Origin of the sequence: Streptomyces sp. NPDC079167, assembly GCF_040686735.1 — a bacterium.
Classification (GTDB): domain Bacteria; phylum Actinomycetota; class Actinomycetes; order Streptomycetales; family Streptomycetaceae; genus Streptomyces.
Genome location: NZ_JBFBLO010000006.1, coordinates 228,348 through 250,964 on the forward strand (window position 1 = coordinate 228,348; position 22,617 = coordinate 250,964).

At 73.0% G+C, this 22,617-nt stretch carries 16 protein-coding genes; 11 read left to right on the forward strand and 5 right to left on the reverse strand.

Going from position 1 to position 22,617, the window contains the following annotated elements; all coding sequences use genetic code 11:
* Position 1: 1 nt before the first annotated feature.
* Positions 2-2,800: a glycosyl hydrolase gene (locus AB0P41_RS15340; protein WP_365932343.1), complete on the reverse strand. Its 2,799-nt coding sequence runs from the start codon at positions 2,798-2,800 to the stop codon at positions 2-4.
* A gap of 276 nt (positions 2,801-3,076) precedes the next feature.
* On the reverse strand, positions 3,077-5,827 hold the full coding sequence (locus tag AB0P41_RS15345; RefSeq protein WP_365932345.1) for a LuxR C-terminal-related transcriptional regulator: 2,751 nt from the start codon (positions 5,825-5,827) through the stop codon (positions 3,077-3,079).
* Between the two features lie 358 nt (positions 5,828-6,185).
* Between AB0P41_RS15345 and AB0P41_RS15350 the strand changes: the two genes are divergently transcribed.
* The 3 genes from AB0P41_RS15350 to AB0P41_RS15360 all read left to right on the forward strand — a co-directional run bounded on the left by AB0P41_RS15350 (position 6,186) and on the right by AB0P41_RS15360 (position 9,807).
* Positions 6,186-6,842 carry a response regulator transcription factor gene (locus AB0P41_RS15350; protein ID WP_356707932.1) on the forward strand — a complete coding sequence of 219 codons (657 nt, stop codon included), beginning with the start codon at positions 6,186-6,188 and terminating at the stop codon, positions 6,840-6,842.
* 164 nt (positions 6,843-7,006) lie between these two features.
* Positions 7,007-7,687 carry a DUF4255 domain-containing protein gene (locus AB0P41_RS15355; protein ID WP_365932347.1) on the forward strand — a complete coding sequence of 227 codons (681 nt, stop codon included), beginning with the start codon at positions 7,007-7,009 and terminating at the stop codon, positions 7,685-7,687.
* The gene (locus AB0P41_RS15360) at positions 7,684-9,807 is read left to right on the forward strand and encodes an ATP-binding protein (protein ID WP_365932349.1); all 2,124 of its coding nucleotides are present in this window, start codon (positions 7,684-7,686) and stop codon (positions 9,805-9,807) included. The genes AB0P41_RS15355 and AB0P41_RS15360 overlap by 4 nt, the downstream gene beginning before the upstream one ends.
* Positions 9,808-9,880: 73 nt before the next feature.
* Here AB0P41_RS15360 and AB0P41_RS15365 read toward each other — a convergent pair whose 3' ends face one another.
* Positions 9,881-11,278, reverse strand: a complete 1,398-nt coding sequence (locus AB0P41_RS15365) for a hydrolase (RefSeq protein WP_365932351.1) — start codon at positions 11,276-11,278, stop codon at positions 9,881-9,883.
* Positions 11,279-11,388: 110 nt separating this feature from the next.
* Positions 11,389-12,924, reverse strand: a complete 1,536-nt coding sequence (locus AB0P41_RS15370; RefSeq protein ID WP_365932353.1) for a DUF4157 domain-containing protein — start codon at positions 12,922-12,924, stop codon at positions 11,389-11,391.
* Between the two features lie 240 nt (positions 12,925-13,164).
* Between AB0P41_RS15370 and AB0P41_RS15375 the strand changes: the two genes are divergently transcribed.
* The 4 genes from AB0P41_RS15375 to AB0P41_RS15390 all read left to right on the forward strand — a co-directional run bounded on the left by AB0P41_RS15375 (position 13,165) and on the right by AB0P41_RS15390 (position 15,916).
* Positions 13,165-14,748: a phage tail sheath subtilisin-like domain-containing protein gene (locus AB0P41_RS15375; RefSeq protein WP_356707937.1), complete on the forward strand. Its 1,584-nt coding sequence runs from the start codon at positions 13,165-13,167 to the stop codon at positions 14,746-14,748.
* Positions 14,749-14,814: 66 nt separating this feature from the next.
* Positions 14,815-15,258 carry a phage tail protein gene (locus tag AB0P41_RS15380; protein ID WP_104787890.1) on the forward strand — a complete coding sequence of 148 codons (444 nt, stop codon included), beginning with the start codon at positions 14,815-14,817 and terminating at the stop codon, positions 15,256-15,258.
* Entirely contained in the window at positions 15,258-15,761 is a 504-nt protein-coding gene (locus tag AB0P41_RS15385; RefSeq protein ID WP_356707938.1) for a hypothetical protein, read from the forward strand. Before AB0P41_RS15380 ends, AB0P41_RS15385 begins: the two co-directional genes overlap by 1 nt.
* Positions 15,758-15,916, forward strand: coding sequence for a DUF6760 family protein (locus AB0P41_RS15390; protein WP_187355792.1), 159 nt, complete (start codon positions 15,758-15,760; stop codon positions 15,914-15,916). Before AB0P41_RS15385 ends, AB0P41_RS15390 begins: the two co-directional genes overlap by 4 nt.
* Before the next feature lie 560 nt (positions 15,917-16,476).
* Here the strand turns inward: AB0P41_RS15390 and AB0P41_RS15395 are convergent.
* Entirely contained in the window at positions 16,477-16,824 is a 348-nt protein-coding gene (locus AB0P41_RS15395; RefSeq protein ID WP_365932356.1) for a hypothetical protein, read from the reverse strand.
* Between the two features lie 1,588 nt (positions 16,825-18,412).
* Between AB0P41_RS15395 and AB0P41_RS15400 the strand changes: the two genes are divergently transcribed.
* The 4 genes from AB0P41_RS15400 (at position 18,413) to AB0P41_RS15415 (ending at position 22,571) form a co-directional block, all read left to right on the forward strand.
* Positions 18,413-19,435 (forward strand): hypothetical protein, encoded by a 1,023-nt coding sequence (locus tag AB0P41_RS15400; protein WP_365932358.1) that lies wholly within the window; start codon positions 18,413-18,415, stop codon positions 19,433-19,435.
* 65 nt (positions 19,436-19,500) lie between these two features.
* Complete coding sequence (locus tag AB0P41_RS15405; protein WP_356707941.1) at positions 19,501-19,923, forward strand: phage tail protein; 423 nt, start codon at positions 19,501-19,503, stop codon at positions 19,921-19,923.
* A gap of 27 nt (positions 19,924-19,950) precedes the next feature.
* Positions 19,951-20,670 carry a LysM peptidoglycan-binding domain-containing protein gene (locus AB0P41_RS15410; RefSeq protein ID WP_356707942.1) on the forward strand — a complete coding sequence of 240 codons (720 nt, stop codon included), beginning with the start codon at positions 19,951-19,953 and terminating at the stop codon, positions 20,668-20,670.
* Complete coding sequence (locus tag AB0P41_RS15415; RefSeq protein WP_356707943.1) at positions 20,670-22,571, forward strand: VgrG-related protein; 1,902 nt, start codon at positions 20,670-20,672, stop codon at positions 22,569-22,571. The genes AB0P41_RS15410 and AB0P41_RS15415 overlap by 1 nt, the downstream gene beginning before the upstream one ends.
* Positions 22,572-22,617: the final 46 nt, after the last annotated feature.

Genomic DNA, 22,617 nt, shown 5'->3' on the forward strand with positions numbered 1-22,617 from the left:
TCTAGACGTAGGGGATCTTCACGACCGCCGCGTCCGTGCCGGTCTGCACCTGGGTCGTGCCGCTGCCCAGCGCGTTCCAGATCTCCACGCGGACCGTCCCGCCCCTGAGGTCACCCAGGCTTCCCGTCACCGACCTCGGACCCACGGCCTGGGTGTACTCCTCCCAACCCGGGACAGGGTCGGTCGCGAAGTAGCGGAAGGTCTCCGTCCGGTCGAAGGTACCGTCGCCGGTGAGGTCGTAACCGACCCTGACCTGCGGGGCGAGACCCACCTTCGTCCCCGCGTCGACCCGCAGGCGGAACGCGGTGGACGCGCCCGCCGCGAGTGTTCCCTCGACCCCCTTGATCTCGTAGACCGTCGGCCGGTACGGCGTGCCGTCCCGGTTGACACCGTCGGCCGAGGCCAGCGTGTCGGCTCCCGCCGCGCCGTCCGTGGCGGTGGTGAGGGTGCCGCCGGACTTCAGCCGGAACGTGTTGCCGGTGGAGGGGCCCGGCTCCTCCGGGTCGGGGTCACCACCGCCTGCGCCCGTGCCGGTGGCCGTGGAACGGGCCGGCACGGAGAGGGTCTTGCCGTCGGAGAAGGTGACGGTGCGGGCGGTGGAACCGTGGTTGTGGGCGCTGTACGTCCGGACGCCGTTCTTCGTGAAGACGGCGGAGGTCGGGATGTCCCCGCTGACGGTCATGTCGGGCGCGCCCAGACTGTCGAGCGTGCTGATCCAGTGGTAGGTGTGCGCCTTCGACTCGCCCTGCTCCGGGCCGTAGCCCGCGTTGCCCGCGTCCCACTTGGCCTTGGCCGCCGCCGGATCGGCGAGCGACTCGAACTCCCACAGGAGATCGCGCCATTCGACGGCCGGGCCGCCGTTCTCCCGCTGCATCTCCGCGATGTTCCGCCGGATGGCCTCCTTCTCACGGGCCAGGTGCAGCGATCCGCCCGTGACCGGGAGGACGTTGATGCCGTGGATCTCCTCCGGGTTCGCGGTCCACCAGGTGGAGTACGCCCCGCCGCTGCCCCAGACCATGCCGACCGTGTCATGGCCGAAGGAACCGGGGAAGACCTGCTGGCCGGCGTCGAACCAGTACTGCGTGATCGCCTCCGACTCGGTGGTCAGCAGGAAGCTGCCGAGGTCGCGCAGCCCGGTGTCACCGGTCGCGGCGCCCCACAGGACGAGTCCCGCGCTGAGGTTGACGGACTCGGAGGAGGACTCCTGGTTGTTGCCGGCCGCGAAACCCTGGTGGCCCGACGCCCAGCTGTGGCCCGCGTACACGTCGAAGCCGCGCAGGAACGGGTACGCGGCGTCCGTGCGGCTGGGGTTGGCGCTGTCCCGCACCAGGGTCTTGACCATGGTGCCCCAGGCGGAGTCGGCGGCCCACGCCTGGTCGTACTGGGCGACGATCGCCGCCGCGTACACGTAGTAGCTGTAGTGGAAGTGGTGGTCGTTGAGCTCGGTGTCACTGCCGTACGAGGCCGGGTAGCCGGTGAGCGTCTTCCAGTCCTTGTCGTAGCTGAACTCACTGGCCCCGCCCGCCGTGAACCACTCCTGGAGGCGGCCCTTCATCAGGCCGAGGAGCTTGTCCCGGATGCCGGTCTGGCCGATCTGGTCGGCCACGGGCACCAGTTGGGCGAGACGGCCGAGCGCCTTGCCGGTCCAGTACGTGTCAGCGGCACCGGAGAACGGGTCGGAGGCGTTCGCCACCTCGTTGAGGTATCCGGTCAGTCTCGCCTTGTCGACCCCGGTGGAGGCGGGGAGGGCGGGGAGCACACCCTGGTTCTTCTGGCTGGTGGTGAAGGAGGCGGACTCCCGCACCTTCATGGTGCCGCGCGGGGACACGTACGTGTAAGGCGTGAGCGCGTCGGTGGTGTGCAGCCACTGGTGGCGGTACAGCGCCTGGAGCGTGCCGCGCTCGGTTCCCTCCTTCGCCTCCGTGGTCAGGCTGTAGGTCGCCCTGACCGTGCCGCCGGTGGACTGCCAGGCCACCTGGGATCCGGTGACGAAGCTGAAGGCGTACTTCCGGTACGTCGCCAGCGCGTCCGTGGACGGCAGCACGGCGAGCGAGAAGTAGTCCTTGCCGCCGAGGCCCGCCGTGATCGTGGAGCCGGAGACGTTCCAGTCGCTGCCGGTCGGGGCGAAGAGGGCGTAGTGGTGGCCCGCGACCGTGATGCCGAGGACGTTGCCGTTGTCCGCGAAGACGGTCGGGTTGCCGGCCGTGGTGACGCGGGCGTCACCGCCGGAGCCCTTGGCGTACACGAAGGGCATGCCGTGCCCGATGGTCGTGCGCAGGGTGCGGGCGCCGTCCGACCAGTAGGGGGTGACGGTCCAGTCGGACCACGCGTCGGCCTTGGTGTCCGGGGAGTTCAAGCCGGTGAGGCCGACCGTGAGGTCGGCCTTGTGCGCGTACTCGTACTGGCGTCCGTCGCCGACGATCGCGGGCGTGGTCGGATAGCCGACCTCCAGGCCGCCTGAGGTCGCCTGGTAGGTCAGCGGGTGGCCGTACATCGGGGTGGAGTACGGGTTGTCGCCGTACCGCTGGTAGGCCAGCGAGGACCACCAGTCGTTGGTCGGGACCGGCTTGTCCCTGGACGCCGCCGTGAGCTTCGGCGTGACGGGGGCGCCGGTGTTGGTCGTGGGTCCGGAGGTACCGGCGGGACGGCTGTCGGTGTAGCTGCCGGAGCCTGCGGGGACGGTGGCCGCCGCCGCCGGGGACGCGGCGGGGCCGAGACCCACGGCGGCCAGGGCGATGGCCAGGATCGTCGCCGCTGCTGGTCTGGAGAGGGAGGTTCGCATGGGCAGCACCTCGGTCATGGGGGGAGCATGCTTGAGAGCGCTCTCAGTGCCCAGGAACGTAAAAGCCCTGAAGGGTGCTGTCAATAGAGCTGACACAGGCGGGAGTTGGGCGTGACCCACCGTGGCCGTGCGTTCGAGTCTTGACCGGGGGACGGGGTCCGCACAGCGCTCCGGGCACAGGTTGTGAGCGCTCGGGTCAGGAGCTCCTGCGAGCGCCGGTGGGCAGGGGACGCCCCTGAGCGCGGAGGGTTACGGGCGCCCGTGAGTGGTCACGGGCACCCGGTTACGGGCGCCTCACCCCACGCCGCGTGCCCCCAGCGCACCGGCGAGCTCGGACCTGCGCCGTATCCGCAGCTTGCGGTAGACGTGGGTGAGGTGGGTCTCCACCGTGCGCCGGGCCAGGTGCAGCAGCCCGGCTATCTCCGCGTTGGTCCGTCCGCCCGCAGCCAGTTCGGCCACACGGCGTTCACTCGGCGTCAGAGCGGCGGACCCGGTGCGGGGCGAGGAGTGATGGCGGGCGCCTCCCTCGCGCAGCGCCGAGGCGGCCAGGGCGTGGAACCGTACCGCGCCCTTGCGTTCCGCCCGTTCCGATGCCTCGCGCAGGGAGTCACGGGCACGGGAGCGCTCCCCCGCGCCGATGAGCTGACGGCCCTGCGCGAGGAGCGCCGGGATCAGTTCCATGTCGGTGTCGGCCGGTGCGCCGCGTAAGATCCGGACGGCTTCCCCGGCCAGTTCCAGGCCGCGCCGTCCGCCGGTCACGGTGCCCAGCACCCGCAGCGCACGGCCGACCGTGCGCGGGGTGTTCCACACCTCGGCCAGCCGCAGTTCCTCCTCCGCCAGCTCCACGGCCTCCCCCGCCCTCCCCGCCGTCAGGCCGTGCTCGGCGACGGCGGTACGCCACGGTGTGACGACCGGGCTGACCACCTCGCGCGCCAGCTGGCGCCTGCCGCACTCCAGCCAGTCGGTGAGCGCTCCCGCCGGGTCGCCGACGGCGGCCCGCAGCACGCCCCGGGCGTACAGGAAACGGTTCAGCTCCCAGGAGTCCGGCGCCCGGCGCAGGTCGAACTCCGCAGCGAGCCGCTGTGCCTCGTCGGTGCGGTCGGCGTGCACGAGCGCCATCAGCACATGGGCGTCGATGTTGCCCGGCCCCGCGTCGGCCGGCGTCCGGCGCGGGGCCGCGGCGTGGGCGAGCAGCGTGGCCTGGTCACCCCGGGCGGCGGCGATGTCGGCCCGGGTGCTGACCAGGGCGCGGTGCATGGGGTGCAGCAGGGAACAGCTCTGCAGGGCCATGCCGCGCTCCACGAGCCTTTCCGCCTCGTCGAGTTCGTCCGCCCACTGGGCGACGGCGGCCGCCGTGCCCAGCAGGAACGGCTCGGCGGACGGGTCGGCGGGCTCGGCGAGCAGGGCGTGCACCTGTTTCATCGCGTCCTGCGCGGAGACCAGTCCGGCCGTCGCCGCGTGCCGCACGAGCAGGGCCCTTCCCGCGGTGCCGAGCAGTTCGGGGGAGCGCGCGGCGGTCTCGCCCAGCCACCCGTAGGCCTCCTGACGCTGGATCTGGTCGTGGTCGGACAGGAACGCGGTGGCGGTCTGCACGGTGCGGGCCAGTCCGGGGTGGCCCGCCAGCCCCGCCTCGGTCCGGCGCAGCATCCCCATCGCCGTACGGACCTCGCCCTGACCGGCGAGGGCGGTGCCCAGCGCGATGGCCGTGTGCACCCGGTCGCGGGGCTCACCCTCCAGGTGCAGGGCCTCCGCCAGCCGCGATATCGCGGCTCCGGCGTCCGCCGAGTGGTACTCCAGGGAGCCCAGTTCGGTCAGCAGACGCTGCCTGCGGGCGTCGGACAGCGGTTCGTCGAGCGCCCGGCGCAGATAGCCGACGGCGTGTTCGGTCCGCGAGGCGTCGACCGCCACCGTCACGGCGTCCCGCAGGACGCGCAGCGCCCAGGGCTTGCCGACGACGGGGGCGCGCAGCAGATGCCGGGCGACCGCCTCCACGCGTCCGCCCCGGGAGAGCAGCGCCTCGGCGGCCGCCCGGTGCACCTCCTGCCGTCGCGGTGTCGGCCAGCCGGTGAGCACCGCGTCCCGCAGCAGCGGATGGGCGTAGCGGGGCTGCCTGCCGGCGCCGGGGCGCAGCAGTCCGAGCCGGGTCATCGCGGTGAGCCAGCCGGCGACCCGGGCGGGGTCGGCCCCGGTCGTCTCGGCGAGCAGGGCGGGCGGATCGCCGCCGGGGTCCGGCGTCCCCACCTCCTCCAGCGCGGCCAGGGCGCGGGCCACATCGGCGGTCGCCGTCCCGGCGCTGTCCAGCCACCAGGCGACGGCCGCCGGATACGCCCCCGGGTACAGGGCGGCGCAGGAGTCCGGGAGGGGGAGCGGCGGGGTGCCGCGCAGATCGTCGAGCAGGGCGAGCAGCAGCAGCGGATGGCCCGCCGAGGCCCGTACGCACTCCGCCGTCCACTCCGGGTCGGCCTCGGGAAGGTGCGCCCGCAGCATCTCCGCGGACGCCTCGTCGGTGAGGGGGGCCAGGGTGTGCGTGCGGACGAAGGAGGCGGAGAGGGCGTGGGTGAGACCGGCGGGCTGCGGGTCGATGTCGTACTGGCTGCGCTCGGTGGCCACGATCAGCACCGGCATCCGGTCCAGGTGGCCGGCGGCCTCGGCGAGCCAGCGGCGCGAGGAACGGTCCGCCAGATGGACGTCGTCCACGGCCAGCAACAGGGGGGACCGTGCCGCCGACGAGCCCAGCAACTCCCACAACCGGGCGGCTCTGCGGTGGTAATCGGAGGACGGCATGCCCGCGTACTCCGGAACGTGGCCGAGAAGCCTCCCCACGGTCGAGAGGGGCATGCCGTCGTCCTCCGGGGAACAGCGCGCACGCAGCACGCGCAGGCCGCGTTCCGCGGCGTGTGCGGCGGCGGCCTCCAGCACGGCGGTGCGGCCGGTGCCGGTCGCACCGCGCAGCAGGACGAGGCCGCCCACGCCACGGAGGGCGCGCTCGGTGCCGGCCGCCAACAGTGTGTGTGCGTCGTCGCGTTCCCGCAGCGCATTGATCATCCAGGCCTCCTGAGAAGATGGTGCGCGCCGTTGCCCTGTGAGAGGCACCGGCGCGCGCCCGGGTGGCGTGATATGACCCACAGGGCAATTTTTCTGCCCGCTTCTCTGCCCCCTGGTGTGTCGTGTCTCACGGCGGGATGTGCATCGTTCCCGCAGGCCCACCGCCCTGTGGACGCACCCGCGTTGACCTGCGCTGATACGGCTTTCCGGCGGGATGTACGAGTGACCGCCGCGCTGCCCTCGTGGTCCGCGTCGTGGTGGTCCACGATTGCCTGTTCCGCGGCGGGCGCAGAAGTGTGGACCAGGTCCTTCCGCCGAAGGCGCTCACGCCCGGCGGATCCTGAACAGAGGAAAACGGTTGCTCAGCTCACCCCGGACCACCTCCGACACCGCCCTGACAAGCCGGGTGCCCGTGTCCGTGACCGCCCCCGACCCGATCAGCCGCGAAGGTGCCGTCAGCCAGTTGCGCCGGCATCCGGAGGTCGAACTGCGCGAGGAGTCCCGCCCCGGCACGGTGGCCCTGCTGATCGAGGACGCCCTCGACGAGACGGCCCTCACCCGGCTGCGCCGGGTCGTGCGCAGCGAGGGCGCTCGTGCCGTGCTCGTCGTGGACACGATCCGCGAGAACGAGCTGCTGGACGTCATCGAGTGCGGTGTCGGGGCCATCGTGTGGCGTCGCGAGGCCACCGCCCACCGGCTGGTGCAGGCGGTGCTGACCGCCGCCCGCGGCGAGGGCGACCTGCCTGCGGACCTGCTCGGCCGGCTCATCAACCAGGTGGGGTCCCTGCACCGTGGCGGCGCCGGCCGGCAGGGCAGTCCTTCCCTGGGTCTCACGCCCCGCGAGGTCGATGTGCTGCGGCTCGTCGCCGAGGGCCTCGACACCGGTGAGATCGCCGGCAAGTTGTCCTATTCCGAACGGACCGTAAAGAACGTGATGCACGGGGTCACGACCCGGCTCCACCTGCGTAACCGCGCGCACGCCGTCGCCCATGCCCTTCGGGAGGGTTACATCTGACCGTTGGGGCAATCCCGGGAGGGCCGCCGGGCAGGACCGCTGTCCGCCGGCCGTCCCCGGCGTGCCTGGGGCCCTGACGGCACACAGGGCACGATCGGTGGGATACGGCACCGAGCGGCACCGGACGCACGACAGGCACCACGGCAGGGCAGGGAGCGGCAAGAGTGATCCACGAGGTGGACGAGGTCCTCAAGCGCCTGCTCAGCGGCGGGGCGTTGTCGGGTTCCGGCATCGAGGTGTCCTTCGAGGCGCCCACCCGTGACTGGGCGGCCCGGCGCAACGCCCCCGTGGTCAACACCTATCTGTACGACATCCGGGAGGACGTGAGCCGGCGGCAGCGCGGCCACACGTCGGTGCGCGACGAACGGAACATCGTGGTGCGCCGCAGCCAGCCGCCGCGCTGGTTCCGGCTGTCGTACCTGGTGACGGCGTGGACGAAGACCCCGCAGGACGAACACCGGCTGCTGTCCGCCGTGCTGGCGACGCTGCTGCCCCGGGAACTGCTCACCCCCGAGGAACTCCCCGGCTCACTGGGGCGCCTCGGCCTGACGATTCCGCTGACGGTGGCCGGCCTCCAGACGGAGTCGCGCTCCTTCGCCGAGATCTGGTCGGCGCTGGGCGGTGAGCTCAAGCCCTCCCTGGACCTGGTGGTCACCGCGCCCTTCCCGGCCTTCCCCGAATACGACGCCGGGCCCCCGGTCACCGAGGGCGCGACGATCCGCGTGGGCGACCTGGAGGCCGACACCCCCCGGCCCCCGGGGCGCTCCCACCGGCCGCACCAGGTGGCGGCGGCCCGCGCCGCCCACGAGGAGGAGGCGGCGGCCCGCCGCGCGGAGAAGCGATGAACGCCCCGCACCCGGCCGCCGTGTCCGACGTCCTGGACCACCGTGACCCCTCCGAGCCGCTGCTCGCCCGGCTGGCCGGACTGCGGCAGGCGGTGACCGCGCTGGTCGAGCGGCGCTCCGCCGCCGACCCGACGGCGGGCGACCCGCTGCGCGGCCTGTACCTCTCCGACGAGGCCGTGCTCCACCTGCTGAACGCCTGGCCGGCCACGGACCCGGACGGCTCCCTCCCGCCGGGCACGCAGTCGGGACCGCCGGACGACGCCGACGACCGGCTGGCCCGGACGGCCGCCCGGCTGCGGCTGACCGACCGGGACGCGGCCGTCCTGCTCATCGCGCTCGCCCCGGACCTCGACCGCATCTTCGAGCCGCTCTACGGCTACCTCAACGACGACGTGAGCCGGCGCCGCGCCACGGTGGGCCTCGCCCTCGAACTGTGCGGCCTGCCCGCCCACCTGCCGGACGGCCGCGCGCGCTTCCATCCGACGGCGCCGCTCCTCGCCCTCGGGCTGCTGGAGGTCGAGGAACCCGAACGCCCCTTCCTCTCCCGCTCGTTGCGCGTGCCGGACCGGGTGGCCGCCCACCTGCTGGGAGACGACACCCCGGACGCCGCGCTGCTGGGCCGGCTGCACCCGATGCCGGACCCGCAGTCCGCCGCCGAGCAGGACGAGGCCTTCGGCCGGCAGCTGGCCGCCCGGCTGAACGACGGTCCGCTCTCCGTCTACCTGCGGGAACACCGACAGGGTGACGGTCTGGCCGCCCTCGCGTCCGCCCTGCGCACGGCCGGCGTCGACGCGCTGCGTTACTCGGGCCCCTCGGGCCACACCGGCTCCTCGGACCCTTCCGGCCACACCGGCCACACCGGCCCCGGGGGCGTCCACGGCGCTCCTCACGGCACCGCCGCCGGCATCGACGACGGTGTGCACGCGCTGCTGCGCGAGGCGCGCCTCAGCGGGCGGGCGATCGTGGTGTCCGGCCTGCCCGACCGGCCGGCCCCGCTGGTCGAAGCGCTGACCCGGGCCACGGACGTGACCGTACTGCTTGCGGACCCGCGCCCGTACGACCCGCACTGGTCCCCGCACGACCCGCTCGTGCTGGAGGCGCCTCGGCGCCCGGCCGGCGGCGCCGACGTCTGGCAGGCCGAGCTGGGCCCCGAGGCCGGCCATCTCGACCTGACCGCCACCGTGGCGCCGTACCACCTCGGCGGCGAGCGTGTCGGGCGTGCGGCCCGTGCCGCCCTGGCCCTGGCCGCCTTCGACGGGACGCCGCTCACCGCCGGCCACATCCGGCTCGCCGCGCGGCAGCAGTCGGCGTCCGGCCTCGAACAGCACGCCCGCCGGATCCGGCCCGCCGTGGACTGGGGCGACCTCGTCCTCCCCGACGCACCTCTCACGCAGCTGCGCGAACTCGCCCTGCGCGCCCGCCATCGCGACCGGGTCCTCGGCGACTGGCGGCTCAGCGCGGGCGGCGGGCGCGGCCGTGGTGTCGTCGGCATGTTCGCGGGCGAGTCCGGCACCGGGAAGACCCTGGCGGCGGAGGTGGTCTCGGCCGATCTGGGGCTCGACCTCTACGTGGTCCAGCTGTCCTCGATCGTCGACAAGTACATCGGCGAGACCGAGAAGAACCTCGAACGGATCTTCAGCGAGGCCGACAGCACGGACGCCGTGCTCCTCTTCGACGAGGCCGACGCCGTCTTCGGGAAGCGCTCGGAGGTCAAGGACTCCCACGACCGGTACGCCAACATGGAGAGCTCCTACCTCCTGCAGCGGCTGGAGTCCTTCGACGGCATCGCCCTGCTCACCACCAACCTGCGGTCCAACATCGACGAGGCGTTCACCCGGCGCCTGGACCTGGTCGTCGACTTCCCGTTCCCGGACGCCGGCCAGCGGCTGGCGCTGTGGCACCACGGCCTGGCGCACGTCCCGTCGGCCGAGGACATCGACGCCGGCCCCCTGGCCCAGGACTTCGAGCTGGCCGGCGGATCGATCCGCAGCGCGGTCGTCACCGCCGCCTACCTCGCCGCCGGGCGGGACGAGCCGGTCGGGGCGGACGACCTGCTGGAGGGCGCCCGCCGCGAGTACCGCAAGGCGGGCCGGCTGGTTCCGGGCGAGGCGAACTGGTGAGTCCGCCCGGCCGGGGACGACTTGGCCGTCCGCTTCACACAGTGCAGTCACACGGCGGTGTCACACAGCGGTGTCACACGGTGAACTTGACGGCTTCGAGCTGGAGTTTCAGCTTCATGTCGCTTCCGCCGTAGATCCAGTCCTCGGGCTTGGTGCAGAACCGGCCGCCCCACCCCTTGCCCCCGACGCTGGTCGTCTGGCAGACGGTGCCTTCGAGCACCCCGATGGTGAACCCCTGCATCGCGGAGTACGACTCCTTGGTGGAGCCCAGGTACATGTCCTTACCCGTGCTCTGCTGCTGCCACTTGTCGCCCTTCCGCCAGCCCTCGACCACATAGGCGGACGCGCCCCGCACACCCTTGGTCCTGGACACGGCGATGTTGAGGGCCTTGATGGGCAACCCCTTGCCGACCGTGCCGGCCTCGGCACCGTCACACACCGGCTCCTGCCAGCCGCGGTCCGCGACGTACGCGCGGTAGCAGATGTGACGGCCCTCGCTGCGCGCGGCGATCTCGTGCACCGCGACGGCCGCGGTCCGCTCCGGCGGCTTCTCCGTCTCCCCGCCACCACCGCCACCGCCACCGCCGTCGCCGTCGCCGGCGGGGCTCTCCGTCTCGGTCTCAGGGGTCTTCTCCGGCTCCGGGGTGGGCGGCGCGGACGTGGGCGCGGCGCTCTCCTCGGGCGGTGGGATGGCGCTGACGGTCTGCGAACTCTTCTCCGTCGCCATGCTCTTCACCGCGGGCTTGTACGCCAGCCAGATCACCACGAACGCGATGGTCAGCGTCAGGAGCAGCGCCAGCACGGTGGCCAGCCAGCCCGGCAGGAACCCCCGCTGGACGTAGGTGCCGTCCACGTCCATGCTCGTGGCACCGGAGCGGCGCAGGGCCAGCGCGTAGGGCTGCTCCTCCTTCGACCCGAACCAGATGATCTGCCGTGGCTTCAGCGTCGCTTTGACGAACGCGGCCCGGCCCGGCTCGATCTGGACGTTGCTCGGCTGGATGTCGTACGACAGCCGGTCGCCGGAGTCACTGCCGCTGAGCGAGGCGGTGACCTTGGTGTTGCCGAGGTTGTCGACCGCCAGCCGGGGCCGGCCGCGGAAGCGGCCCTTGACGACCGGCGGCACCAGCTCGGCCCGCACCTCCGTGAAGGGGGTGATGGTGAGGTTGCCCTCCGGGACGGTCACCGCCTCCGGATGCTCGGTCGGTGTGATCCGCACGGCGTACGGATTCGGCCCGGCCGTGGCGTCCGGCGTACGCGGCGGGGCGAACGTCACGTCCACCGAGCCGGTGGTGCCGGGGTACAGGCGGAGCGTCTGCGGCTCCACGGTGGTCCAGGGGGCGGGGCCGCCGATCGCTTCGAAGCGGTATTCATCCACCACGTCGCCGGTGTTGCGCAGCCGGAGCCGCACGGTGGTGCTGCTGCCGGGGTCGACGGTGGTGGAGAGAGGTTCGAGAGAAGTCCACAGGCTCACGGGCCCACGCTAGGGGGAGGACGTGGCGGCCGTCAGGGGACGCGGGGGCACTCCGGGATGCCCTCAGGGCTCCCCCGGAGGCCCCGCCCCTCCGCCCCGGGTCCGTACCGCTACTCGTCCCACTCGGAGCCCGACGAGTCAGGATCGTGACTCACGGTCCTCTCCGTCATGGCCCCCTGGAGAACCCCGTTCTCCAGCTTCACGTTGCTCTTGGCGGCCTGCGCCTTCACCTCCGCCACCACCTTCGGGTACGCGGTCATCCACTCCGGCATCCGCCAGCCGGGGAAGAACTGGTTGTGGCTGCCGGACGCCTGGACCTCGTAGCCGTTGGGCCGGCCGATGTGCTCGTTGACGGCCTCGAAGGCCCACTGGCAGCTGGCGCACGCCTTCTTGACGCCGCCCATCATGACCTGCTCGATGTTCCCCGAGGTGTTCGGGTTCGCCACCCAGTGGGCGACGTGACGGCCGAGCACGGTCATCTCACCGTGCTGCGAGCTCTTGTCCGCCTCGGTGCCGCCGACCGCGTACCACTGGACGGTCCGGCGCAGGGCCTCGTCGATCTCCAGCAGCTGGGGAGCGTTGCCGTGCGCCTTGGCGTAGTCCCCCGACGTCAGGGCCTTGAGCTTCGTCCGGTCCTGCTTCTTGGCGTGCTGCATCTCGGGGTCGCCGTTCACGTACTTGCGCAGCTCTGTCTCGACCACTTGCTTGTCGTTGTCGGTGACCCGCTTGTCGCCGGTGTTCCCGGCGATGGCCAGCGCCCCGCCGGGGAGGACCGACACGGCCAGATGGGGGGTGATCTTGCTCTTGCCGCGCAGGGGGTTGCCGCGCTTGTCCGCGTAGTCCTTGTTGGTCTTGGTGATGGTCTCCAGGGCGATACGGGACATCCGGTCCAGCATGCGCAGGGCCACGTCCCGGTCGCCCGGGGCGGACGGCTTCGTCTGCCGGTACTTGGCCGGGGCCTCCTCGGTGTCGGTGCCGGCCCGCTGGACCTCGTGCGTGCCCGGCCCCGCGGAGTCCACGGCACGCTGCACCGGCGCGGACGAGCCCGGCAGAGAGAGGTCCGGCGCGCCACCCCTGGCCAGCTTCCGGCCGTTGGCGGCGGACTGCTTCTCGAAGGGGTCGTCCTGGTGCGAGACCTTGGCCCCCGCGCCGTTGTCCGTACCCGCCACCGGCCCCATCGTCTGCTGACGAACGTGGTCCAGCTCATGGAAGATCGTCTCGTCGTCCAGGCGCGGCTTCTGGCTGACGATGTCCGAACCCGTGGTGTAGGCCACGGCGTTGAACTCCATCGCCGAGCGCTGCGCCACCGGACCGGTGTGCAGCCGGACGTGGTCGAAGCTCATCCCGTACGCCTGCTGCGCCTTGTCGAGGATGCGGGACTCCGGACGGCTGCCCGGCGAGGAGATCGCCTCCTGGACCGACACACTCCGCTGCACGGCCGGCTGTTCGCCGGACGGCGCGGCCTCACCGTGGCCACAGCCGGGCCCGTGCGCGTGCCGCTCCTCCTCGATGGCGCGCGACACGGCCGCGTTCCCCGCCATGCGCTGGAGAGCCAGCATCCGGCCGGCCTGGGTGCCCGGCGCACCGGCCCGGCGAGGTCTGCCCCGCTCTCCGGGCTGCGGGGCCGGTGTTTCATGTGCGCGCACGACGCTCCCTTCCGGACGGACAGCTGACCACCCAGCTCTACCCGCCCGTTCCGGTCCCGGGCAGGTCCGCGAGGGCAGTCCCGCGGGCAACGTCGGGACGCACCGGGGGACGCATCGCACAGAAGTGCCCTTGTGGGCAAGAGGGGTGCCCCCGATCGGGCCCCGCAGGACGTTTCGGGGGACGCGCTTCGCGCGTGAAGGTGAAAGCCGTCCTGTCTCGTACCCCGAGGAGAGCAGAGCATGCCGTCCTACCTGTCGCCCGGCGTATACGTCGAGGAGGTGGCCAGCGGCTCGCGCCCGATCGAGGGTGTGGGCACTTCGGTCGCGGCCTTTGTCGGCCTCGCGTCGACCGGGCCCCTGAACGAACCCACCCTGGTGACCAACTGGACGCAGTACGTCGCGGCGTTCGGTGACTTCACCGACGGGTATTACCTGGCGCACTCCGTCTACGGCTTCTTCAACAACGGCGGCAGCGCCGCCTACGTCGTGCGGGTCGGCGGATCGGCCGAGGGCGCGTCCGACGCCGCCCCCGCCGCCGTGACCGGCTCCAGGACCCCGGCCGCGCTGCCGACGGGTGCGCCGCAGCAGCTGGGCACCTTCACGGTGACCGCGCTCGCGCCCGGACAGAGCGGCCCGCTGACCGTCGAGGTCGCCGACCCCGAGGGCGAGGGCCCGGCCGAGCGCTTCAGGCTGGTCGTCAAGGACGGCGACAAGACCGCCGAGACCTTCGACGTGACCGCGAAGAAGAGCGGCCGCAACTACGTCGTCACGCAGGTCAAGGAGCGCTCCAAGCTCATCACCGTGCAGGAGGCCGCGCCCGCCGCGCAGCTCGCACGGCCCGAGAACCAGACCGTGGCGCTCGCGGCCCCGCCCGCCGCCGCCCCGGCCGTCCCCGCGGCGAACACCTCCGCCCACCCCGGGCCCGCCCAGTACCTCGGCGACTCCGCGGACCGTACCGGCTTCGGTGGTCTGGAAGCCGTGGACGAGATCTCCATGGTCGCCGTCCCCGACCTGATGTCCGCCTACCAGCGCGGAGCGATCGACCTGGAGGCCGTCAAGGCGGTCCAGCTCGGTCTGATCGCGCACTGCGAGCTGATGGGCGACCGCGTCGCGGTCATCGACCCGCCTCCGGGCCTGAACGCCCGCGAGATCAGGGTCTGGCGCCAGGAGACCGCCGGCTACGACTCCAAGTTCGCGGCTCTGTACTACCCCTGGATCAAGGTCTTCGACCCGGCGTCCGGCCAGTCCCAGCTGATCCCGCCGAGCGGTCACGTCTCCGGCATCTGGGCGCGCAACGACTTCGAGCGCGGCGTGCACAAGGCGCCCGCCAACGAGGTCGTACGCGGCGCGGTCGACCTGGAGATCCAGATCACCCGCGGTGAGCAGGACCTGCTCAACCCGATCGGCGTCAACTGCATCCGCGCCTTCCCCGGCCGCGGTGTACGCGTCTGGGGCGCCCGCACCATGTCCTCGGACCCGGCGTGGCGCTACCTGAACGTCCGCAGGTACTTCAACTACCTGGAGGAGTCGATCCTGATCGGCACCCAGTGGGTGGTGTTCGAGCCGAACGACACGAACCTCTGGGCCCGCATCCGGCGCAACGTCTCGGCGTTCCTGGTCAACGAGTGGCGCAGCGGCGCCCTCTTCGGCTCGCGCCCGGAGGAGGCCTTCTACGTCAAGTGCGACGAGGAGACCAACCCCCCGGAGTCGGTCGACGTCGGTCGCGTGATCTGCGAGATCGGCATCTCCCCGGTCAAGCCCGCCGAGTTCGTGATCTTCCGGCTGGCCCAGTTCTCCAGCGGAAACGGTGAGCTGGAGGAGTAGGCCGCCGGCCCGCACCCCCAGCCCTCGTAAGCGATCGACAAGAATTCTTGGCAGGACGGGAAACAGATGAGCATCGGCCCGGGTGACGCGTTCACCTCACATAACTTCGGCCTCCAGATCGACGGCGTGATGGTCGAGTACCTCGCGGAGGTCAATGGCCTCACCATCGAGCAGGACGTCATCAAGCACCTTTCCAACTCCGCGCAGGGCAAGCCTGAGGTCAGCCTCATGCCGGGCACGCAGAAGGACGGGCAGTGCACGGTGGTCCGGGGTATGACCCCGTCGGCCTCGTTCACGACGTGGATCAACGACTCGATCGCCGGTCAGATGTCCACGGCGCGCAAGAACGCCTCCATCATCGTGATGGACTACCAGAACAACCCGACGAAGCGCTACAACATGCGCAACGCCTGGTGCAGCAAGATCGACGCCAGCGCCCTGAAGGCCGGTGAGGCCTCGGCGCTGACGGAGACCGTGACCATCGTCTTCGAAGAACTGGTCATCGAGTAATGCGGCGTTCTACGGCCAGGGCCGGCGCGGGCCCGATCACGGACGTACCGGCGCCCGAGGCCGTGGCGGGTCCGGAGCAGACACCTGCTCCGGCCCCGGCCCCCGCGCCGGCTCCGGCTCCCGTGCCGCAGCGCCTGCAGACGGAGTTCCCCTTCGAGCTGCCGCGCGGGTACGTCGACGACGCGGGCACCGTGCACAAGGACGGCGTGATGCGTCTGTCCACCGCCCGGGACGAGCTGATCCCGCTGCGGGACGTCCGGGTCCAGGAGAACCCCGCGTATCTGTCGGTGGTGCTGCTCGGCCGGGTCATCACCCGGCTCGGCACGCTGTCGATGGTGCACGACGGGACGGTGGAGAACATGTTCGCCTCCGACCTCGCGTTCCTCCAGGACTTCTACCGGCAGATCAACGCCGAGGGCCACACCCGGGCGGCGGTGGCGTGCCCGCACTGTTCCGAGCCCTTCGAGGTGGAACTCGGCGGGAGCCGCCTGGGGGAATCGTGACGTACGCGACCGACCGGCTGCATGAGGAGATCGCGTACGTCGCCTATCACTTCCACTGGAGCCTCGAGGCGATCCTGGACCTGGAACACCACGACCGCCGGCTGTACGCGGACCAGATCGCGTCCTTCGTGACGCGCGCCGGAGCGGAGGGCTGAGACGTGGGGTTCCTGGACCGGATGCGGGGCCGTGAGGCTCGCGCAGACGCACAACACACCGCACCCGCCGAGGCCGCACCGGCCGGGGCCGCCGATCCGGCCGACTCCGGTCCGGGGCCCGGTTCCGGCTCCGGGCCGGTGCCCACGGCCGTCGCGTCCTGGTCCGGCCTGCCGCCGATCCAGCGGGCCATGGGCGCCGGACGCTCGGTGGTCGCGGACGCCGGGTTCGGCGGGCGGCTGCCGACGTGGCAGAACCCGTCGTTCACCGGGACGCCGTCCCTCGGCGTCATGAACACGGCGCCGGACAGTCTACTCTCGGGCGCGCTGAACCGCTCGGCCCACCCGGTGGCGGGGCTCGAAGGCCGCTCGGGCGCACTGCCGTTGGCGTCGGGCGCGGCAGCGGAGCCGGTGGTGCAGCGCGCCCCGGCGGTGCCGCTGCGGGCACTGCCTCCGGCACGGCCGGCACAGCCGGGCCGGCCTGCGCCAGCGCCGGCCCCGTCACCCGCTCCCCCGTCCGCGTCGCAGGGTTCCGGGAGTCCTGCGGCCGGGGGCCACGCTGCTCAGCCGGTCTCCTCGGCGCCCGCGCCGGCGTCTGCCGTTCCGGCCGTGCAGAGGCGGTCCCCGGGCCGTCCTTCCTCCTCAACTCCCGCTCCGCCGCCGGTCACTCCGGCGGCGGCGCCTCCGGTTGCCGGCGCACCGGCCGCAGCGGGGAGCGCGCCGCGTGCGGGCGCCGCACCGGCGCCGTCCGGGACGTCGCCCGCACCCGTACGGGCGGTCCGGAGCCCGGGGTCCGGGAACGCTCCGACCCCGGCGCCCGGTGTCCGCGTGGCGCCGGTACCGCCCGCCCCGTCGCGGGCCCGGCCCCTGACGAAGGCACCGGCCGTGCAGCGGCGGGTCCTGTCCGCCACACGGCGCCGTCCCTCTGCCCCGGGGGACACGCAGAGTGCGCCGGCGTCGGCGACATCAACCGACGGCGACCGAGGGGGAGCCGGCTCGGCCGACTCCCCCGGCGCCACGCGGCCGTCTTCGCCTGCGCCTTCACCGTCTCCTTCACGCCCGCCTTCGCCTTCACCTGCGCACTCCCCCTCCCCTTCGCCTGCGCCCTCACCCTTGCCTGCACCTGCGCCTGCGCCTTCGCCTTCGCCTTCGCCTTCGCCGCAGAGCGCTGTCGGGCATACGCCGGCAGGTGGCGCCGCTGTGCAACGCGCGGTGGCCCGGCGCGACACGGCACCGGCCCGCCCCGGCGACGGTGTGACCGGAGGGACGCGCGGGGCCGAAACGCCCCGAGTCGCCTCGTCCGGCGCGGGATCACCCGGCACCTCACGTGGTGCCGGTTCGCCCGCTGCCGGGCCGCCCGCTGCCGGTTCACGCCCTGCCGGTTCACGTACTGCCAGTACGCCCGGCTCCGGGTCGCCTGCTACCGGGTCACGCGGTACCGGCTCCTCCAGTGCCGGGTCGCCCGCTGGCAGTTCGTCTTCCACCGGCTCCTCCAGTGCCGGGTCGCCCGCTGCCAGTTCCTCTGCCACCGGCTCACGCGGTGCCGCGTCGACCGGCGCGGGTTCACGCGGTGCCGCGTCACCCAGCGCCGCATCGCCCGGCGCCCCCTCGACGGAAGGCGCACGCAGCGCCCCCGGCACGGCTCCCGCCGGTCCGGCCCCGGCCTCTGCCCCGGTCCAGCGGGCCGTGTCGCCGGGCCCGGCACCCCGTGGCCCCCGTGACCGGGCGGCCTCCCCGCCCGTACGGCCTGCCGGTCCCGGCGGAACGGCGCCGGCCGAGCCGAGCGCCCCACGCGGCCTCGGCAGCCCGACGAGCGCGCCCCGGACCACGCCCGCGCAGGCGGCCACGCCCCCGAGCGCGCACCGCGCTCCGGCTGCCCCGGGCGCCCCCGCCACCTCCGCCGGTCCGCGCGACGCGAAGGCCGCCGTGCAGCGGCGCACCGCCGACACCGCCGGCCCCGCCACACCGCCGCCCACCGGCGACCGGGCCCGCCCGGTGACCCCTGCCGGGCCTGCGGGTCCGGCTGCCTCCGCTCCGCGCGGCGGCACCGTACGCGCGGACGGTCAGCCCCCGGTACGCCGCACCGAGCCGACGCCCCCCGCCTCCGGCACGGACGCGCCTGCCGTCCGGCCGTCCGCGTCGGCGGGCTCCGGCAACAGCGGCCCCGCACGTACCACTTCACCGGCACCGGGCCCCTCGGCCCCGGTCCGGCGCGCGGTATCGGACACCCGTGGCCCCGCCGCCCCTTCAGCACCCGTCCAGCGCGCGGCGTCACACACCCATGGCACGGCCCCGGCTGCGGCCCCCAGCGGCCCTTCCACCTCTCCGGCACCCCAGCGCGCGGCCTCGGACGCCCGTGGCCCGGCCTCTCTCAAGCCGCCTGCGGCCCCTGCCCCGGCCGCTCTCCCGCACACCGCACCGACGGGTACGGGCAGCGACCGGCCGTCCGCTCCGCGCACCGGCACGCCGAGAACGGCCCGCCCGGGTCTCGGCGCCCCGATGTCCTCCTCACCGGCCGACGTCCCCGCACCCGCGCCCGCCTCACCACCGCACGTGCGGACGGCACCCCAGTCGCCGCCGCCCGCCCCGAAGCCCCCGGCCGCGCCGGCCCCCGGCTCCCCCGCACCCGCGGCCCCCGCTCCCACCGGGCAGCAGGTCCAGCGCACCACGGCCGCGCCGCCCACGGCACCGCCCGCCGCCGCGCCCCGACGACGTACCCCGCTCGGCGCCCCCATGTCCTCGGCGCCCACGGACGCGGCCCCGCTCATCGCCCCTCCCACCCCGCCGGCCGTCGGCCCCCGCGCCACCGCGCCGGCGTCACAGGCCGGCCCTCGGACCACCACCACGGCCCCCGCCGCCCCGCCGAGCCTCCAGGCCCCGCTGCTGCCCCCGCCCCCTCAGGCCCCCCGGCCCCCGGCCGCCGTCCCGCCCGCGTCGTCCACCCCCCGCGTCCAGCGCCGCGCCATGCCCCTCACCGCCGTACCGCTGCGCGGCCTCACGCCACCCGGGGCCGCCGCCGCGTCGCCGCTCCCCATTGCGCCGCTCACCCCGCCCCCGGCGGCACCGCCGGCGCCCTCCCGTCCCGTGCAGGCCGGCGGCGGCAGTGCCCCGGACCCCGTCGTCCAGCGCCTCGGCGGTGGTTCGTCCATCGGCGCACTCGCCTCCGCGGCAGCCGACACCGTGGCTAGCAGCCTGAGCCGTATCCGGCCGCACCGCAGTGAGCGCACCACCCCGCCCCCTGCGGACGAGCGGGCCTCCAGCAGCCCGCCCCCGGCTTCGCCGCCTCCGTACTCCCCGCCCGCCGGCGGCTCCACCCCGCCCCCGGGCGCCACGACCTCGCAGCAGGAGCCGCCGCCCGAGTACGCGGCCGTCCCGAACGGCGGGTTCGACCCCCGCGATCTCACCGACTTCCAGCTCGACGAGCTCGTCCACCGGATCATCGGCCGCATCACCCGCCTCATCCGCACCGAGTTGCGGATGGACCGGGAACGGGTCGGCAGGCTCCGCGACCCCCGTCACTGACCGGGCGTCCCCACCACCCGACGACCACCACCGACACAGACGTACCGACGAAAGGCCCACCCGCGATGCCCCGCCAGGACCCGGGCTCAACCATCTGGTTCACCCTCACCATCGACGGCGAGAGCCTCGGTTACTTCAACGGGTGCGAAGGCCTGTCGTCCCAGGTGGAGATCGAGCAGCGCCAGGAGGGCGGCAACAACGGGTTCGTGTGGCAGCTGCCCACCCGTGTCTCCTTCTCCAACATCCGGCTGACCCGTCCCCTCACCCCGGACACGGCCAAGGTCGCCAAGTGGATCTCCTCGGTCCAGACGGGGATCAAGCGGCCGACCGCCCAGATCTCCGCCCTGCGCGCGGACGGGTCTCTGGTCGCCCGCTGGGGACTGATCGACGTACTGCCCGTCAGCTGGCAGGGCCCCAGCCTCGACCCCAACAACCCGGCCGTGGCCAACGAGGTCCTGGAGATCGCCCACCACGGTTTCACGGACTGACGGCGCCGAAGAGCAGAAAGGAAGACCATGGCCCAGAGCAAGGGCGCCGGCAAGAGCCTCGTACGCGCCGGCCTCGCCATCCACGAGCCGCCGGTGGGCACGAGCACCACACCCGGCGCGCTCATGCGGACGTTCAGCTTCGAGTTCAACCCGGCGCAGCTGTCCCTCAGCCAGCGCGCCCAGTGGAAGGCGACCCCGACCGCGGCCGTACGGGACGGCTCGAAGCCGGAGTTCATGGGGGCCGAGCCCCGGGAGATGACCCTGGAGATCTTCCTGGACTCCTCCACCAAGCCGACCGGCAACACCGTGCTGAAGAAGGTGGAGTCGCTGCTGGGCTGCTGCGAGGTGACCTCCAACAGCATCGCCGCCAACCAGCCGTCACCGCCGTGGGTGGTCTTCCAGTGGGGCTCGTTCTCCACGGCCCGCTTCACGGCGTACGTCAGCTCCATCGAGGCGTCGTACACCCTCTTCGGCACGACCGGCATCCCCATCCGCGCCACCTGCCAGGTGCAGCTGCACGAGATCCCCGGGAAGACCAAGGGCCAGAACCCGACCTCCGGCGCACTCACCGCCCAGCGCGTGCACCAGGTCGTCGCGGGCGACTCCCTCCAGTCGCTGGCCTGGCGCGAGTACGGCAACGCCACCGCGTGGCGTGCGATCGCCGAGGCCAACGGCATCGACGACCCGTCCCGGCTGCCCTCCGGCACGCAACTCCTGCTGCCCGCGGCCGAGGAGGTGCCTCACTGATGGTGCAGACCGCGTTCTCCAGCATCATGCAGGTCACCGTCGGCGGTGCGAAGCTGCCCCCCGCCATCGCCCCGATGCTCGTCGAGGGCTGGGTCGACCAGGGTGCCGGTGTCCCCGCCGCCTTCCGGCTCACCTTCCGCGACCCGTACCACCTGGTGCTCGGCGAGCTGAGCGTGAAGTTCGGCACCAGGGTGGTCCTCACACCGGTGGCGGACGGCCAGGGCGTCGGCAAGCCGCTGCTGACCGGTGAGGTCACCGGCATGGAGGCCGACTACGACGGCACCGGCAGCTTCACCGTCATCCGCGGCTACGACTTCGGGCACCGCCTGATGCGCCAGCGCCGGGTCGCCGCGTACCGCAACCAGACGGCCTCCGACATCGCCCGCAAGCTCGTCGGCATGGACGGCGTGCCCGTCGGCCGCATCCAGGCGACGAAGGGCGCGTACGGGTTCATCAGCCAGTCCAACGTCACCGACTGGGACTTCCTGGCCCGGCTCGCCGACGAGAACGGCATGGTGATGTCCCTGGACGCCAAGGGGAAGTTCCGGTTCGTCAAACCGAATCCGTCGTCCGGCGCGCCCTCCCCCGGCACGGACGGCGACAAGAGCCCCTTCGTCCTCCAGGCCGGCCACGACATCCTGCGGCTGCGGGCCGCCGTCACCGCCGCCGACCAGGTCGGCGAGGTCGAGTCGCGCGGCTGGAACGTCACCACCAAGAAGAAGATCACCGAGGTCTCGCCCGCCAAGACCGACCCGGGCATCTCCATCGGCCTCACCCCGGGCGAGGCCGCCGGGAAGTTCAAGGCGGCCAAGCTCGTCGAGACGAACAACCCCTACGACAAGCAGGACGAGGTGCGGCACGCCTCGCAGGCCCTCGCCGCCGACGTCACGTCCTCCTTCGCCGAGCTGGAAGTCGTGGTGCGCGGCAACCCGGACCTGCGTCCCGGTGTGCCCGTGGCCCTCGCCGACGTCGGCAAGCCCTTCGAGGGGAAGTACACCGTCACCTCCGTACGCCACGTGTTCGGCGACGGGAAGCACTACGAGTCCTGGGTCACCGTCAGCGGACGCCAGTGGCGCTCGCTGTACGGGCTGGCCTCGGGCGGCGGCGCCCAGGACGGCGGCCGGCTGCCCAGCGTCGCCAACGCCATCGTCACCGACGTGCAGGACCCGCTCAAGCAGGGCAGGGTCAAGCTCCAGTTCCCCTGGCTCGACAACACCTACGTCAGCGACTGGGCGCGCAGCGTGCAGTTCGGCGGTGTGGGCGGTGGCGGCGTCTTCCCCATGGACGTCGGCGACGAGGTGCTGGTCGCCTTCGACCGGGGTGCGCTGGACCACCCGTTCGTGATCGGCGGGCTCTACAACGGCCGGGACGTGCCCACCAGGAACGACGTGCCCCTGCACGACGGCCTGAAGAAGAAGGCCACCCGGCACACCGTGTCCGACCGCCAGGGCAACCGCGTCGACCTGCTCAGCCAGCGGACCGGAGGGCGGAAGCAGGGCGTCCGGATCGCCAGCGGCGACGACAGGCTGACCATCAACCTCGACCGCACCAAGACCGAGATCACCGTAGACAGCAAGGGCTCGGTCAGCATCACGGGCAGCCGCTCGGTGTCGGTGGAGGCGGGGACGGACCTCTCGCTGAGCGCACGCCGCGCGGTGACCATCAAGAGCGGCGGGCCGCTCACCCTCCAGGGGCAGGGCATGGTCAACCTCCGGTCCACGGGCGGTGTGGTCAGCGTGAACGCGATGGGCGCCCTGAACCTGTCGGCGACCGGCGCCGCGTCGCTCTCCGCCACGGGGATCGTGTCGGTCCAGTCGGTGGCCAACGTGAACATCAAGGCCATCAAGCTCGACCTCATGGGTGGCTTCTTCGTCAACACCATCAAGTACCCGTTCGGATGAGCGGCGGACCGCACCCGTGTGCCGGGTCCGTATCGAGAAGAAGGCA